9 protein-coding genes are annotated in these 16,649 nt (G+C 49.1%); all 9 read right to left on the bottom strand.

The window, feature by feature from the left end; translation table 11 throughout:
* Positions 1-63 precede the first annotated feature (63 nt).
* Positions 64-2,670: a helix-turn-helix and ligand-binding sensor domain-containing protein gene (locus CYPRO_RS07330; protein WP_124245561.1), complete on the bottom strand. Its 2,607-nt coding sequence runs from the start codon at positions 2,668-2,670 to the stop codon at positions 64-66.
* Positions 2,671-2,827: 157 nt separating this feature from the next.
* Complete coding sequence (locus CYPRO_RS07325) at positions 2,828-3,760, bottom strand: glycoside hydrolase family 17 protein (protein ID WP_240644859.1); 933 nt, start codon at positions 3,758-3,760, stop codon at positions 2,828-2,830.
* A complete protein-coding gene (locus CYPRO_RS07320; RefSeq protein ID WP_114983996.1) occupies positions 3,757-4,668 on the bottom strand; it encodes a glycoside hydrolase family 17 protein in 912 nt (303 codons plus the stop codon). Before CYPRO_RS07320 ends, CYPRO_RS07325 begins: the two co-directional genes overlap by 4 nt.
* 56 nt (positions 4,669-4,724) lie before the next feature.
* Positions 4,725-6,155, bottom strand: coding sequence for an MFS transporter (locus tag CYPRO_RS07315; protein WP_114983995.1), 1,431 nt, complete (start codon positions 6,153-6,155; stop codon positions 4,725-4,727).
* Positions 6,156-6,345: 190 nt separating this feature from the next.
* A complete protein-coding gene (locus CYPRO_RS07310; RefSeq protein WP_114983994.1) occupies positions 6,346-7,638 on the bottom strand; it encodes a glycoside hydrolase family 17 protein in 1,293 nt (430 codons plus the stop codon).
* 20 nt (positions 7,639-7,658) lie between these two features.
* Positions 7,659-11,072 carry a hypothetical protein gene (locus CYPRO_RS07305; protein WP_114983993.1) on the bottom strand — a complete coding sequence of 1,138 codons (3,414 nt, stop codon included), beginning with the start codon at positions 11,070-11,072 and terminating at the stop codon, positions 7,659-7,661.
* 66 nt (positions 11,073-11,138) lie between these two features.
* Positions 11,139-11,966, bottom strand: a complete 828-nt coding sequence (locus CYPRO_RS07300) for a glycoside hydrolase family 16 protein (protein ID WP_114983992.1) — start codon at positions 11,964-11,966, stop codon at positions 11,139-11,141.
* 25 nt (positions 11,967-11,991) lie between these two features.
* Entirely contained in the window at positions 11,992-13,425 is a 1,434-nt protein-coding gene (locus tag CYPRO_RS07295) for an Ig-like domain-containing protein (RefSeq protein WP_124245560.1), read from the bottom strand.
* Positions 13,426-13,448: 23 nt separating this feature from the next.
* Positions 13,449-16,595: a glycoside hydrolase family 2 TIM barrel-domain containing protein gene (locus tag CYPRO_RS07290; RefSeq protein WP_240644858.1), complete on the bottom strand. Its 3,147-nt coding sequence runs from the start codon at positions 16,593-16,595 to the stop codon at positions 13,449-13,451.
* Positions 16,596-16,649 lie beyond the last annotated feature (54 nt).

The raw sequence follows: 16,649 nt of genomic DNA, 5'->3' as shown, positions 1-16,649 counted from the left end.
AGCCGTGTACCGCACTGCCCGTTTGTTGCATGTTGGTATGTAGTGACGCATAATTGTTCAGCGCTATTCAATGCCGTTCAGGAAACCATAGAGATCTTCCTCGGTATCAAGATTGAGCTTTTTCCGAAGCCTTGACCTGCTGATGTAGACACTCGATGGCTGAATTTGCAGCATGTCGGCAATTTCCTTTGCGCTGAAACCAAGCTTCACATAAGCACAAAGGCGCAGGTCGTTTCCTGATAAATCCGGAAAACGTTCTTTCATCTTCCGGAAAAATTCCTGGTGCAGCTCGTTCATTTGTATCTCGAAGGTATTGTCATCAAGATCTATACAGGAATCCAGCATTTTGTCTATTTCGACGATACGGCGTTTCGAAACCTGCGAAGTAGCCTCAAGCGCATCTATTTTTTCTTTGATATCCTGTAGTATCCGGTTTTTATCCTGCCCTTTTTTAGCTCTGTTGGCGAGCTCAAGGGTTTTACTTTTCAGGTTGCGCTCCAGTTTTTCAAGTTCTCCCCTAAGTCGAAGCTGTTCCTTTTCGAGCATTGCCTGACGCTGATGCGCAGCCTGCTTTTTCATTTCCTGCTGCTGACGCCGCAACATTTCCCTTTTCTGATCTATGAGGATTTCACGGTGCCAGCGCCGGGCAATAATCCAGGCAGCAATAAAAAGGAGCACTAAGAGGAGTAGCATATACCAGCTGAGGTACCAGGGAGGCGCTACATGCAGCGTAAAGTTTTTCTCAGCAAATATTTCCCCGCCCATTACCGCCCTGATCTCAAGCTCATGGCGCCCACGGGTTAATCCCACGAGTTCAATGGTATCTGAAGCCTGCGGAACACTCCACTCCTGCGTTGTATGCAGCCGGTACTGATACCGCATGGCACTTTCATTGGGGATGAGTACCCTGAACCGCACATTGTTCAGGCCGCTTGGAATTCTATCGTCCGGTTCCCAAAAACGCTCTTCCTGATAGCTAAAAATCTGTGATTGCCGCAGTTCAAAATTTGTATTGAATTGAGCCGGATCCATTTCGCGACTGAGATCCTCTATCATGAAACCGTTTGAGACCGGATAAAACTGCCATTGATCGTTCAGCATCAGCGGGGCAAATACGCCGGGGACCACTTCACAAGGTAAATGCAAATGATACTCCGGAACAGCTACTTCAAACTGTTCCGTGTCGAAATCATACCGGTACCTAAAGCGGCTTGTCAGCACGAACAAATCTTCGCCCTCGACAACTATTTTGGCATCATCTCCTTCGAAATCAGCAATGGGATACAGCAAGCGGTCAACAGGTAAAAGCTCATCATTGAGGCGGGTGCGTACCATGCCAAAATTCGGAATATTCACCCAGAGCCACTCATCACTTTCAGGGACAAGCTGAATGACCGAGCCAAAAATATGCTCAAGCTGTTTGGTAAAAGTCCACGTCTCTGCTTCCCGACTGAAAACCGATATGCCGTTGTAGGTGCCTGCAAGTAGTTTTGACCTGAACGGTACAAGTGTCCAGACTCCCCTGCCGGCATTCAGGCGAACAGCTGTGTCATCACGGTAAAGGAAAAGCCCGCGGTCATGGGCTATCAGAATATCGCCGCCAATCTGATGAATGGACCATACCTGACCACTGAGCCCGGGTACGGGTTGAAACCCTGGCGAAAGCTGACTGCCGCTGAGGTTATCCCAGGTGGTGCGATAAAATCCGGTATTTGTGCCTAAATAAAAGGTTTCGTCGTGCAAAAGCGCTGCGTACCCGGTGCCAAAAGCGCCCTGCAGATCATAAAAGAAAGAATAGTTACTGCGGAGGTCAAAAGTATTCAGCCCGAAATCGAGTCCGGCCCACAGTTTCCCATACCTGCTGTAGTGAAGGCTCAGAACCGTATTGTTCAACAAGCCTTTATTCCGGTTGATACGATGAAGTACGCGTCCGCCCGCATCCGCAATGATGAGCCCGTTCTGAATGGTACCGAATGCATGAACAGAATCCGAAATCGCTTCATAGCTAAACACCCCCGCTTCAGATAATTCAGCTGCCAGCGGCGAATTAAGAGGTTCAATGGTCCGGTCGCGATAGCTGAGGAGTCCGGATTCACGGGTTACCAGGCGTAGATTGTTGTTATCCCGAAACATCCCGATAATCTCCTGTGGCCCTGATTCCGGAAAGGGTGCAAGCTGCTGCAGGGCAAATTCCGTAACCCGAATCAACCCCTGCGTTTCATCTACAAGCCACAGGGCTTCCTCAAAAAAGAAACTGCCGCTGAAGCGATCCGGTGCAACAATCTTGGTCAGGTTCTGATTCCGGTACACATAGAGATTGCTGGCGGAAACAAAGTATAGGAAGCCATTGTGCTCATACACGCCCCAGAACTCCTCCGCAAGACCGGCAAGCTCGTCGCGAAACGGATACAGGGAAGTATACTCCCAGTTTCCATCACCGCTTCTAACCCACCGGCCAAAATCCAGATCTGAGCCGGTATAAATGAGGCTGTCGGATTTAACCAGTACCGAACGCAGGAAACCGTCACTTCCCCTGAAGCGACGCCACTGACTGCCGTCGTATTCCAAAAGTCCGCGATCCGCTGCCATGAACACGACTCCTCCGGGAGCTGTGGCGATATCCCAGATTTTGCCTGGGTTAAGGTAATCTGACGGACTGTATGCAGCCATGCGTGGCACACCCTTTTCCGGTAAAGGCTGTGCCACGGAACCGCAGACACCTGCCAGTAAAAGCAGAATGAGAAAAATGAGCTTCAAACTGATAGCGTGCGGGTATCGCGGTTAATGGGTTAGAAAGTGGATTTCAAGCGTTCAGCCTTCTTGTTCGCTAACTTCTTTGTGCCTCCTGTAGCACCATTTTGGGCGTTCTGTCAATAAAAAAGAGCCCCCAGTGCTTTTCCGGTTCGAGAGGTTCAGGGGAGCCTTTCCAGGATTCATCGAAGGCTTCAAAGAAGTAGGTTAAAATACCTTCCTCTTCACACCATTGCATGAGCTTCTCAAAATAAATTTTTTGATAGGTCTCATTCACATTGCCCGGGTCAATACCTCTGCCGTTGGAGTTGGTTGCCCATCCGGCTTCCGTAATAACCACAGGCTTATGGGGATACTTGTGGGCTACAGAATAGTAATTATCCTTGGTGTACCCAATAGCTTCGTCAATGTGTTTGTATTCCCAGACCGGGTAGGTGTGAATGGAGATAAAGTCCACCGCTTCGGCAAGTTTTTGCAGTTTGAAATGCCAGGGCACGTAGTTTTCGCAAAACGTGACCGGCTGTTTTGCACCCGCCTGAACCTGTTTCACATAGGCCAGAACGCTGTTTTCGTGCACATAATGATCGGTCCACTCCACGCAGGCTTCATTCCCTACGGAAAGACTGTTGATGATATTGGGATACTGATTGGCCAGCCTGATCAGCTTTTCCATTTTGGACTTATTCAGGGCTACGTTGGCTTCCAGCTGTTCTTCACTGAAAACACCGCCTCCCCAGGGGCAATTGAAGTTGTTCATTTCAGCTTCAATGTAAGCACCCAGCATCACTTTGAAACCGAGCTTTTCTTTTTGGATGGCATCCAGCACAATTTCAGCATGCTTATCAACATCATACAGCCTAAGGTGCTTCCAGATCGGGTGCATCAGGTGCAAATCTTCTACAATCTGATCGTAAGTAGGCCAGGGACCTCCGGGCTGCTGCCCTTCACGAAACCCGGAATAGCAAACTGCTCTTCCGGGTTCCATGTTGAGTTTTTCAAAGGTACTCATGCGCCGTATTTAAGTTTCTCATGCTTGTCCCACAGCCCCCAGTACGCGCCGACTTCTCCTTCCGCGCCAACCTTCCAGGACTCATCAAAGGATGAGAAGTAGAAAACTTCTACATCATTATCATTGGCCCAAAGCTGTGTATTGATGAAATACTTCATCGCATTTTCTCTGGATGGCATTGCGCCTCCGAGACCTTCCCCCTGACTTGGCCATCCGGTCTCTGTTATCAAGATGCGCTTGCCATTTCCGGCATGTACACAAAGATCAAACATGTGACGCATGTGTCCGAAGCTATGCTCGATAGCGGTTCCTTCCCAGTAAGGGTAGCAATTACAAAGAATGAGGTCACACATGTCTGTGAGTTCCGGACGACGTACGAATTCATAATAGGCGTCAACATAGCCTACGGGGATATCCGGCAGCGCTTCTTTCACTTCGCGCATATAACCAAGCAGTTCTTCGAGGTTGAGGTCTTTACGGTACAGAACTTCATTGCCTACCGCAGCAACATCAACTTTGCCTTCTTTGCCGAGCTTAATAAGGGCGTCGATTTCTTCACGGTTTTTTTCTTCATCGTGTCCGAGCCAGGCCCCAACAAGGGTTTTCATGCCATGCTCTTTCGCAACAATAGGGATAAACTCATTGCCTTCGATACATGAAAAAGAGCGTACCCATTTTGCATAGGGCTTGATTATTTCAATGCGGCGGCGAATTTGGGCTTCACTGATGTGATCTCCCGGCTTCTGACCATCTTCATAAAGACTGAAGCACAAGCCGTGAATCCCGTTTTGCATGATCTCCATAAACAGGCTATCGAGCTCATCAGCGGAGAGGTTCTGCAGGTAACTTGTTTTATCGTTGGAGCCTACTCCTGCATAGCTAAGAAATCTTTCTTTTCTGAATGACATATAGTGTTGATTTTTCTTAATTAAATGGATTGATAAAATGATTGATCGGGTCAGCCTTACAATTCACCCCTGCGGGCAACGAGCTGATCTTTAATTTCCCTTGCTCTTTCCTCGCTCAGATCATAACCCCACATAACCCATACGGCCAGTGCTGCGGTTACCGACGGAATGATAATATCTGCCAGTCTTAAGTTGACCATGGTTTGTGCGGTTTGCTCTGAAAGGGCTGGATCGAAACCTACAACCTTAAGCACGAGACCACCCAATACGAGTGCAAGGCCTTGGCCGAGTTTAACCATCCACCAGTAAATGGCGCCGAAGCTTCCTTCTTTCCGGGGCATTCCGTGCTGAAGCTCATCATAGTCGCAAACGTCAGCGGTCATACTCATCATCAGGGTAAACAATCCGCCGATTCCGAATACCATGAAGGGAATTGGCATAAAGATAAGCCATGGGTTTTCCGGGCTGAATCCCCACCACTTGAGGAGATACCCCACTATCGAAATGATGGTTGAAATGATGAAGGCATTACGCTTACCGTATTTGTTGGCAAGCATGGTGATAATCGGGATAATCAAAAATGCAGTTGCCAGCGCACTCACGGTAGAGAACCATGCCGGCCATGTTCCGGCCATGCCATAATCTCCGTTGAACATGTGGAACACAATGATAAAGTAACTGAAGGAAGCTACCATCTGAAAGCCGTTAAACACCAGAAAGGTCGAGCCACACAGGCGGGCAAACGGCTTGTTTTGTGCAATTAGCTTCATATTCCTGATCAGCTCCTTCAGATTTTCCAAAACGGATGCCATGGTCATCTTCTCGCGCTTATCAAGGTTTGTCTGATCGACTTCCTTACAAAACAATGCAGGCATGATTCCGAGCACAATACACGCAATTCCTACGATTACAGCAAGCTGATGAACCCCCTGTGCCTGTGTTTCGAATAAATCAGGATTTGCAATAAGTACCCAGAACCAAGGTACAATCATCCATGCAATCTGACCAATAACTTGTGAAAAACCCATCAGACGGGTACGCTCGTTGTAGTCGAAGGTCATTTCATACCCCAACCCGATCAGAGGGGTTGAGAACATGGTATTTCCAATCAGGTAAATCAAGGAGAAAATCAGGAAATACCAGAAATTGTACATTTGCGAGGCATCGGGGTCAAGCTGCCATAACAGCATAAACAGCAAGCCACTTAAAATGGCGCCCACAAAAATGTAGGGGCGGCGACGGCCAAACCGGGATTTGGTGTTGTCAGATATGTACCCCATAATAGGGTCGGTGATGGCGTCAAACAGTCGGGGAAGGCCGCCAAGCAAACCTGCGAGGAAGGGATCCATCCCAAAAGCGGTAAGCAGAAAGAAGGAGAAAACGCCTAAAGCACCTGGCAGCAGGTTATTGACCAGGTGTCCGGAGCCAAATGCCGCTTTTTCCAGAAAAGGTACCCTGTCTTTCGCAGGAGTCGTAGTTACAGACATTGTATTTGTTTTTTTGTGTTGATGCTGTCATTTCCGCAAGGGCACTACCTAACCCCCTCTTCGGGCAGAAATGTGTTACAATTGAAGGCTTACTTTATATGGGTGTCTGAATGGTACCCGGATTCCCTCATAAATTTTATCCGGATACCATTTCTTCATCTCATGCAGACACCTTTGTCCTGCGGTTTATTTACTCACGCTCAGCAAGGCGCGCCTGAATTTCGCGGTCTGTTGGAGGCACGAGTACTGTTTCCATCATGGCGTCTTTATCGCCCCCAAAGGTTTTGGTAATGGGCTGTCCGTCGCGGGTCAGGCCTTCAAATACCCCTTCATCCACAAGGTCCCAAAGCATGAATTTTGCTTCTGCCTGAATATTGATGAGACCGAAGTGATTTTCAGATCCAAGCGGATTACCCGCGTCTTTCCAGGGTTCGTCAAAAGCTTCAAAGTAGAAAACGGAGATGTTGTTTTCGTTGCTCCAGTTGCGCATATCATGATAGAAGCGGGCTGACTTGTACTCGTCGATTGCATTGGCTCCGCCTTCCGCATAGTATTCGTTGGAGATGGTTGCCCAGCCGGTTTCCCCGATGTGTACGGGCTTGTCTTCACCTATGCTGTGCATATAGGCTACGACGTCATCATAATGCTGAATCGCAAGCGCCATGGCACGATCCATTGCGAGGTGGATTTTCTCACTGTCGCTGAGGCCAATTTCATTATCTCTGACACCCCAGAATTGCGGATTGTAGTGGGTGTTGTGCATGGGATAAGTGTGCATGGAGATGAAGTCAACCGCTCTGATCAGCTCATTCAGGTCTTCATTGTGGTACTCTTCACCACCACCGCCCCAGGATGCGAAATCATCTGAGGATGTAATCCAAAGGGTCTCGGGCAATTCACCCTGCGCTTTGAGATCCTGAAGATGGTTAACCCAGTTTAGGATAATTTTAGGCTCCACATAGTATTCGGTAGCCCAATGCACCATAGCTTCATTACCTACTGCAATGATCTTTACGATTTCCGGATACTGTTGCGCCAGTTCAACCGCACGTGCAATTTCATCGGCATTGCGGGGAGCGTCCTGATCGCGAATACGCTCAGGCTCATCCGTCCATGAATTTTTGGCATCAATCCATGCACCGAGCATCACGTACATTTCAAAATCCGGATCTTCTTCACGCATCACACGGATGGTTTCAAGCAAGTTCGCAGCTTCATCATAATGCACATTATAAGTGCGAAGCAACTTTACGCCCATCGCTTCGAGTATGCGCATATCTTCGATTTGCTGTTCCCGGGTGGGCTGAATGTCCCGGGTTGTTTCACGGTATCCGCCATACGAAATAGCCTGATATTCAGGATTCCCCAGAATATCAGCGGCTGTTATGGTGATACCGGAGAAATCATGTTCGGGCTCGGAGGCGCAAGCGGTCATAAGAAAAACTGCGGTTATTACAGATAAGATGATAAGGAGTTGTTTCATGAGCAATGTATTAGATTGATTTACTTAAGGTGTGATTCACGGAGATGAACCGTGATCTGCTTCACTTCGCCGGTACGGTTAAACACCAGCTGACTCATTTGCTGATTCATGCCCAGGCCTTCAAACACTTCTGTCCGTCGGTCCCCAAGCTTAACCTCTACCTTGTCTGCCTCTGCAAGATGGTAGCACACCGGTACCTGACAGTAGGTGAAAACCATTGCACCGGCAGGAACTTCCAGCTGCTGCTTTTGCGCATGTACATCAACAAAATCAAACAGCCGCGCTTCTTTCATAAACTCAGATTTTCTCAGAAGCTTAGGTTGGAAGGTCAGCACGCCTCCCTCTGCTTTCACGCCAAGTTCCCCGAGTGTCGCCAGAAGGTCTTCTTTTACCTGACCTGTCATACCGGGCTGCTGTGCACCGCGGTGCCACGGGGTGTGAGAGTAGGCATCGGTTGGGAAAGCGCCGTACAGTTTCGGCGTTTTATGAACCCCTATGCCGTCAAATACTTCATAGAAATGTTTGGCAAGCCTGTCCTGCAGCGCAGCACTTTCGTTAGCTGTTGCCGCCTGCTCACAAACCTCGCCTACTGCAAGGTACAGTTTTGATACCATGTGCCAGTAGATGGAACCAAGCCCCTCATAGGCGAAGAAGGTACCTGAGCGGCCCGTGAAGGCTTTGTGGTTGAACACCTGCTCAAACACCTGCAAAACCGTTGCGCCGTCAGCGGCGACAAGCGAGGCATAGGGACCGTCTGCCATATTTTCGAGCGCTTCTTTAACATCGGCTGCATTGCGGAAACTGCCATTGAAATGCACCCCGCCCAGGATATCCCGGTTCACAATCTGCAGATTTCCGTCTTCAAGAAGTTTCTGCAGTAGCGGGGAAGATTCAATCAGCTCGTTCGGGATGATGTTTTTCTCCAGGAAGCGCGGCAGCTGCTTGTTGGGATACAGCATGTAGCTGTTCTGATCCGCACGATAGAGCGCACTTTTACGCATGGCGTCGAGGACTTCCACGCTTTCTGCCGGGCTCAGATAGCCTGAGCTGAGTACCGCGACCTGTCCTTCAAGCATTTCATCCAGATGACCTACTGAAATGCCGTTTTCATCAAGGGTGATGATATTGTACGCGTGATAAAGCTTGTCGTCGCGGCGGTTGGCACGGATGGCATGTTCCATGTAAAGACGCGCCGTTTTTGTGAATGCAGCAATCTCATCACGGGTGATGGTTTCTTTGCTTCCGCTGAATCCCTTCTCGTACACCTTGAGGCGGTATGCGCTTCCGGCCTTGCCGAGGGCTTCTGTAATTTCAAGGCGGATAGCATCATTGACCGGGCCGTCCAGAATACCCTTGTTTGAATCCAGGACTTCGGCTACAGCACGGAAGAACTCAGCCATCTCTTCGGATACGGCTGCCTCTTGCATTTTGCTGCTTTCAAACACGCCTTCAAAGAAATAGAGAAAACGGCGCAGGTAATACAGCGTAACCATTGAGACGCCATTGCCCACAAGTGCGTTGTTAGCGTCATTCCACTCGGGACGCTGCGTATTCATCCAGATCCCCGCCTCGGGTATCAGGTTGGAAATTTTGGCCAGGGTTGTAGCCAGAATCTTTTCGAGGAAGTTGACCCGGTGAATATCCCCGCTGCTGTTGCGAAGCAATGCGCCATCTGCGCCTTCTTCCACAACTGCTTTACGGATTGCCAAATCAGCATCATCATCAAAATCGATGGTATTTTTCGGGTCTTCTGCGATGTTTTCATAGGACTTAATCCGGTACGGCACATGCGCATACACGAAGGTATCCTGATTGAAAAAGCCGTCAAATCCGTTTTCCTGACGGCTGTTGTAAAACTCCAGAAATTTGAGGAGATAAATGATCTGATGATCACCCCAGTAGCCGATATACGACCATGGATTGTCGGGCTCGATGGTTTCCCAGTCGAAGCCGTCTTTGGTCACCCGGTAAGGGTTGTATCCGTCGAAGGTTGAAGTATTCAGAAACTTGAAAATCATGCCTTCAATGAAATTCGGATAGGCATGAACAAGGGCTTCCCAGTTCTGGAAAATATCGCGCCAGTTGCCCTGATAGTCCAGAATCTTGGATCCGTCGAGCTCGCTGTGCGTGTTGATGGAAAAGTAGTTCCAGGGCCTGCTCGGATCGCCATGACGGCGGCTGAATTTGAGCGGCAGGTATTCGCAGAGCAAACGGTTCAAATCAGGGTCGCTGCTTTCAGCTATGAGTGTATCGACCTTTTCCTTTTCGAATACTTCAGGGAGGGCTGCAAGTTTATCTTCGTGCTTACGGAAGACGGCTTTGCTGGCATTTTGGAGGTAGCGGCTGAGGTCTCCGCGCTCGATCTGATAATTGTGATCGAAGGTGCCGCCCCGCATAATGTTGAAGAGTACATTGGAAAAGTGACGGGCATCTTTGAGGTAGTCTTCGCTTAATCTCAAACCATCAGAACCCGCTACGAGGGCACGCAGGCGTTGTGTACCGCGCTTGATGTCTTCCTCGATTTTGGACTCAAGGGCGTCATCTTCAGCAATCGCCTGATTGAGCGCCACAACCTGCGCGTAGTTCTGATTTACATTGGCAATGATTTTCCAGTTTTTCTGCTCTTCCGGGGCAAGGGTGAATTCGCCGTTGAGGAAGTAAGCGCCTTTCTCGCCCTTGATGTCATCTTCGGCTTTGAGCTGTCTGCCGCTTCTGAATGTATCAAGCTGCAGTGAAGACGCAAGGCAAAGCGGGTTTTCAAACCCGAGTGACCAAGCCACATTCGCTTTCAGCGCTTCGCTGGGCTCTGCCTTATCAACAATAATAGCACTTAGTGCAAAAATGCCAACATTTGATCCTGACACAATTTCACTGCGCTTGTAGGCATCAACAAGATTGCTCGATTTGGTTTGCGTATCAGGCTCAACACCGTACGGCAGAATGTTCTGAATACCATCTACGATGTTAACTGTGCAGGCTTCTTCGGATAAATTGATGAGCTCGCTTTTGCGGACAAAGCCATACAGATTGCTTGAATTCCACTGATACCTGAAGCAAAGGTTCAGGTCATGATTGATTTCTTCGAACAGAATTCTGTTGCCGCTAAAGCTTTTGTACAGGTTACGCGTGACCTTCCACAGTCCGGCCTGACGCTCCGAAAACGGCTCCCATATATGCAGCTTTTCGCCTGATTTTACCTGAAGGATGGTTTTGCTGCCTGTGATATCAGCTGATTCGGTAATTTTATCATCCGTGTAATACGGGAAAAGCGAATACTCGTTGTTTTTCCGGCCTGCAGTAAGGCCACCGTTACTTGAAATAAACATCCAGTGATTGGAATCACTTACGATGTTCATAAAAAACGGTCTTAGGCTATCGCTGTCAGCAATTTTGAACCAGCGTTCTTCCTGAATGTGCGCTATTGTGATTGACAAGGTTTGCTTGATTTAATGATTGGATAGGTTGAGCGACTGCGGCGTAGCGTTTGGTTTAGCTTTCCTTTATTTGGAGTAGACCCTCACATAGTCCACCAGCATGGTTTGCGGAAACGGTGTGTTTTGATTGGGCGGACCAACAAATGTACCGCCTACAGCCACATTTAGAAGGATATAGAAAGTATTGTCGTTAAAAACCCACTCATTGTCACCGATATCAGCCGGTGTAATGGTATTGTAGAGGGTGTCATTGACAAAAAAGTCAATGTAATCGGGTCCCCACTCAATGGCAAAAACATAAAAGTCCGTATCGAAGCGACCGCTGGAAAGTCTGTATGTCTGTGTTACAGCGTTACCTGCAGAATAGCCGGGACCGTGAACACTACCGTGTATTACCCGTGGCTCCTGACCAACATATTCCATGATGTCAATTTCGCCAATCTGAGGCCAGATAATGGTGCCGTCAGCATCTTCCCCAAGAAGCCAGAATGCAGGCCAGATTCCCTGGCCGAACGGGAGTTTAATGCTTGCTTCAAAACGCCCGAAGGTTGTATCAAAAAGTCCGCGTGTGAGAATGCGGCCTGAAGTAAACGCTGAACCTTCAAAGTCTTCACGCTTGGCCGTAATATGCAGCATGCCGCCTTCAACTTTCACATTTTCAGGTCGGTCAGTATAGTATTGGAGCTCGTTGTTACCCCAGCCGGGGATACCGCGATCTGCTCCTGTTCCAATATCAAAAATCCAGTTCTCCGGGTTCGGAGCACCATCAACGTCAAATTCATCCTGCCAAATCAGGTTGGTAAACCTGTCTTTAGGTTCATTTTGATCGCTGCACCCCCAAAAGAGGGGGGCAGCAATACAAAATGCGCCTATAATGAACAATGTAGTTTTCATTGTGTCTTAAAAGGCCTTTAGGGGTTTAGTTTGCAGCATTCGCATTGAACAGATAGATGTTATCTACCCAAATGGTTGACCCTTGTAAGCCAGGGCCCTGATCTGAGTCAAATACGATCTGTCCAAGGTTCGATCTGTCAGGCATGCCGGTAAGCGGTACAAGTACTCTTACCCATTCTCCTGAAACAAGTCCGGTGTTGTTACTGACGGTTGCCGAAGCCGAGGACTCAGGTCCGCCTGCACCACCAAGATTGTTAACGATACGCGCCCTGAAAGCTGAGTTAGGCGGAACCGTATCCGGCAGGAAGATATGCAGTGAGAGGTGTGTCATCTCTGAAGCATCAATCGTTGGGACGTTCTGATTGAACTCAATTCCAACGAAGTTGAAGTTTTCGTAAGCCAGTACGCGGTCGCCGTCAACTTCAAAGTCATTTGAAGTCGTGGTCTGGAATGGCTCGTAAAAGCCATTGTAGAAGTCAACCGGCACATCGTCGAAGCCGGGAACATCACTGAAAATTGAAATAACATTTTCGGGGAGCTCCTCAGGGGTTGGTGCTGCAATGAACTCACCCAAGGACTCAACACGCAGGGAACCGGCAGCATCAACACCAGCGAGAGAGGCTGTAATTACCGCCTCCCCTTCGCCTACTACCGTTACGCGACCAGCGTCATTTACCGTTGCAACACTGGTGTTGCTGCTGGCAAAGTCAAAATACGCAGGTGCTGCGCTGACCGTCACATCCTGTCCGTCACCGAGATTTGCTGTGTAGGTAAGCCCTGTCACCTGCGCACCGGAACCGATGAACAGAATCTGAGAGGCATCCGTACCCTGCTGAATGGCAGGACGGGGCTGAGCAATATCCTCTACAAACTCATATCTCAGCTCGTCAATCCAGAAAGAATACCCTTCACCGTTTTCAGGACCCTCTGCGTACCAGAATAAGCCGCGGCTTTGGGTAAGCACTGAAGGATCAGGAATGGGGATGGTGTATTTCCGCCAGTTGGTGGTAAGCTGCAGGTTGTTTTGGGTAGCTTCGAATTCATTGCCGAGGAAATCCTGACCGAAACCAATTTCGTTAATGGTTCCGCCTCTTGTTGCTTTCGCATAAAAGGTGAGCGCATTATAGGAGGTCAGGTTTCTTCCGCCAAAATCATCACGGAAAATAGCACCGGCAAACGCACCGGCAGGATCGCCGACATTAGGAACATCAAAACGCATAGACGCGCCTCTGTTTCCGAAGAAGGTCTCTGTATCTACTGTGAAAGCATTTAGCACAGAACCTTCAAAAGGAAAATATTCCAGTCCCGGGCTGAATCCGTCAATAAATACTTCCGGGTTGGAGCTAAACTCTGCCTCCGGAAGTCCGTCAACGGATCGTTCACATGCGCTGAAGCCCAGCATCAACAGCAAAGCTGCAAGAAGCGCATATTTGGAATGTGTTATTACTTGTTTCATCATGGTCATAACCATTAAATAATTTCTTAGATATTGATTTGGATGTAGGTTCTGAATTCCCACTCATTACCATTTCCAAAACCTGGGGCAACCGGGTTTGGTACAATCTGTCCGCTCGGGTCTTCCATGAATGCAGGAGCATAGCGTGGAGAGAACTCATCAAGCGTACGATAGGTACCACGTACACCTATGCGGGTGCGCGGCATGTCAAACCAATCCTGCTCACCAAGCGACATCGAAACGTCGGCCATCAGCTGAAGCGGGAAGGTAAGGTTGAAGTCACGATGGTAGTCAAACGGACCCCAGTCATTTACGCGCACAAATGAGTTGAGCATGATGTTGCGGTAAATCACGCGAAGATCACCACCAAAACGCTCGATCAGGCGGTCGTCACTTCCGTTGGCTTCTGCTTCACCACCGTACAGACGTGCAATGATTCCCAGATCAGGGCTTACACGGGATACGATACGGGCATGTGCTTCCCAAAGGTCTCTTGCAGGTGGTGCACCGGGGAAGGCAAACGCGGTACGTCCGTCAGGAAGGATACCAATGGCCGCATCCTGTGTGGTAGGATGGTGACGGTAAATGAAACCAACACTTGCTGCAAACGGGGCATCTTCGCGGTAGTCGTTGTTCCAGTCGAACATGTAGGTAGCGGGCGTCGGATCGTAGGTAATCAGAAGCTCACCGGCTACGGTCTCGCGGTTTGCACGAACAGAGAACGGATCATCGAGAATGTTTCTCGGACGGCCCGGTGCAGCTACATCTGCAGGAATGGGGCCTTCGATCGGCTGCTGCCACAGGAAGTTGGGCGCGATCTGGAAATCACCGAGCTGATAGGCAAAACCGGTGAGGAAGTTGTACTGATTGCCGCTTCCGCTGTCTTTCAGGTGCCAGCCTGTAAAGGTCATGGTCTGATCGTAACCACCCTGCGCTACAAGTCCCATAACTGCAGACTGCGCGTACCAGTTGAAGTTACCGCCCTGATAGGTCAGCTTGAGCTTACCGCCCCAGTTGTCTTCCGGATTGATCTGATCAACGAAAATTTCACCATTGCGGTAGATCTGGAATTCACGATCGTTCAGCGGCTGACCTGCCCAGATTACACCACCCTGTACTTCCAGCGGACCAAAATCACGGGTCGCTGCAAAGGTTACACGACGGGTCTTGGGCTGCGGTACGGCAAAAGAGCTTTCTGTCATGCCCTGTGTGGCAATGTCTTCATGGTAAATGGCTGCCATATCCCAGGGACCTGTACGGTGCCGGTATTTCAGCAAGAAGGCCGGGTTAGCACCCCACCACAGCTGCGGACCAAAAGCAAATTTGAAACCGTCAAATTCGCGGCGACCTGCCATTTCAAAACCAAAGGGCGCAATACCGTTGTAGATATCGATCTGATCGCCATAGTTGGCTTCAGGGTACAGGCCGAAGAAATCGCCTTCATAGCCCCAATGGTAGCGACCGGTGCGGTAGAAACCTTCGAGATCAAAATAGCGGTGATTCCAGTCGAAGCTTGCATTGTAAACCTTCACGCGGTTAACATCTTCCAGGGTCGCAATGCCTTCAGGCGTTAGGACTTCAAGCTGACGTCCGCGGTTTTCGTAGAAGATTTCATCAATCGGGTTTTGGGCAACATTCGCAAGTACGTTGAACTGTACTTCTGCACGTACATCGTTGGATGGGCGCGCTTCAACACCTACATAGAAAGACTGCATGTGGTCGAAACCCTGTTCATTAGGGAACTGACGCACATTCGGGTCGGCTGATTCCGGCGTGGTAATTTTATCTCCGCCTGTGTTGAAGGTTTTGAAATCAGCTGTGAAGCGACTCAGACGAATACCGGTCAGACGATCTACTTCCAGCGCTGCCGTATCACCACGTGCACGCAGGTAGGCGTCCATAATATTGATATCTTCGAAGATCTCAGCGAGTCTTGCCGCGCTCATGCCGGGGGCATAAACATCTATTTTGTGGGCTTCCTGAAGAACGTAGTAAGCAGCACGTGGGAAGAGGCGGAAGTGTCCCATAGCATCCGTCGGGCCTTTGGCCATGATACCAAACCACTCTTCGTTCATGTTGTTTTCACCTTCCACATAATCCCACCAATAACCACCATTTGCCCAGGAAGCGTTGGTGTTATGTACATCAAGATCAACAGTCTGACCGTATTTCCACCAGCCATCACTCCACTGGAAAGTATATCCACCGATAGAGTTTTGTGCACGACCCATGCCTGCAGCGTGCTGGTAAATATCAAGCCAGTTCAGGCGCTTGAAGTGAGCCTGCATCAGCTGATCTTCCTGATTGGTTCTGGCATTAAAAGCATCCGAACCGAACTCGGTAAGGAGTACCGGCTTGCCGTATTCGGCAGCTACCCGATCGTACAAATCTGTGAAAGTTTCACCGCGGTACACATTGGCACCAAAGATGTCCATATCCGGCATAAACTCAACGACAAGATCCATAAACAACAAATCACCGTTTGCCATGGCAATCGGACGATCCGTGTCGTATTCCTTCATTGCGAGTGCTGCGTCATTAAACAATTCATACATGGCACGGGCACGAACCGTTGACTGCCTGTCAACAACCGGTATATCCTCTGTTTCAGCACCGCCCCAGAAAAGGCCGTAATTGTTTTCGTTACCGAGCAGGTACAACAGGAGACCGCGGGTTCCGCGGAATTCCTGAACCATTTCTGTAACCTCGCGAAGGAGCAGTTCCTGCACCCTGGGATCAGAATATTCGGTATTTGCCATCCAGCCATCTTCAAGCATTACGCCGTAGCGGCCAAATGAGTGGTTAAGCATAGTATAGATGCCGTAGTTATCATATATATAGGTTACCCACTCAGGCGTAATACCAGTGTAAACCCGAATTGAGTTTACGCCCATATTTTGGAGCAGGCGCATTTCATAATCTAAGGCATCTCTAATAAAGCGGTCGGACTGACCCCAGAAATCATATTCGTAATTGGTACCAATTGGGAAATAATCCCAGTTCATACCATTTACCATGAGAGGTTCACCGTCAACAAGAAGGCGCCAGCCGTCAGCGTCCTCCTGTACATGCACGCGATCCTGCGCAAGCGAACTGCTGACCGAGGCCATTAGCAGTAAGCTGAGGAGGATCATAAACTGTTTCGTTCTGATCATGTTCGTTGGTTTTGACATCAGGATTTTATTGGATGTCCACCACGCAATTTTTAGAAGCAAACTTGCGGAATC

Source organism: Cyclonatronum proteinivorum (genome assembly GCF_003353065.1).
Classification (GTDB): domain Bacteria; phylum Bacteroidota; class Rhodothermia; order Balneolales; family Cyclonatronaceae; genus Cyclonatronum; species Cyclonatronum proteinivorum.
Note: the sequence above shows the minus strand (reverse complement) of the source record. Positions and strands in the feature narration are given on the sequence as shown.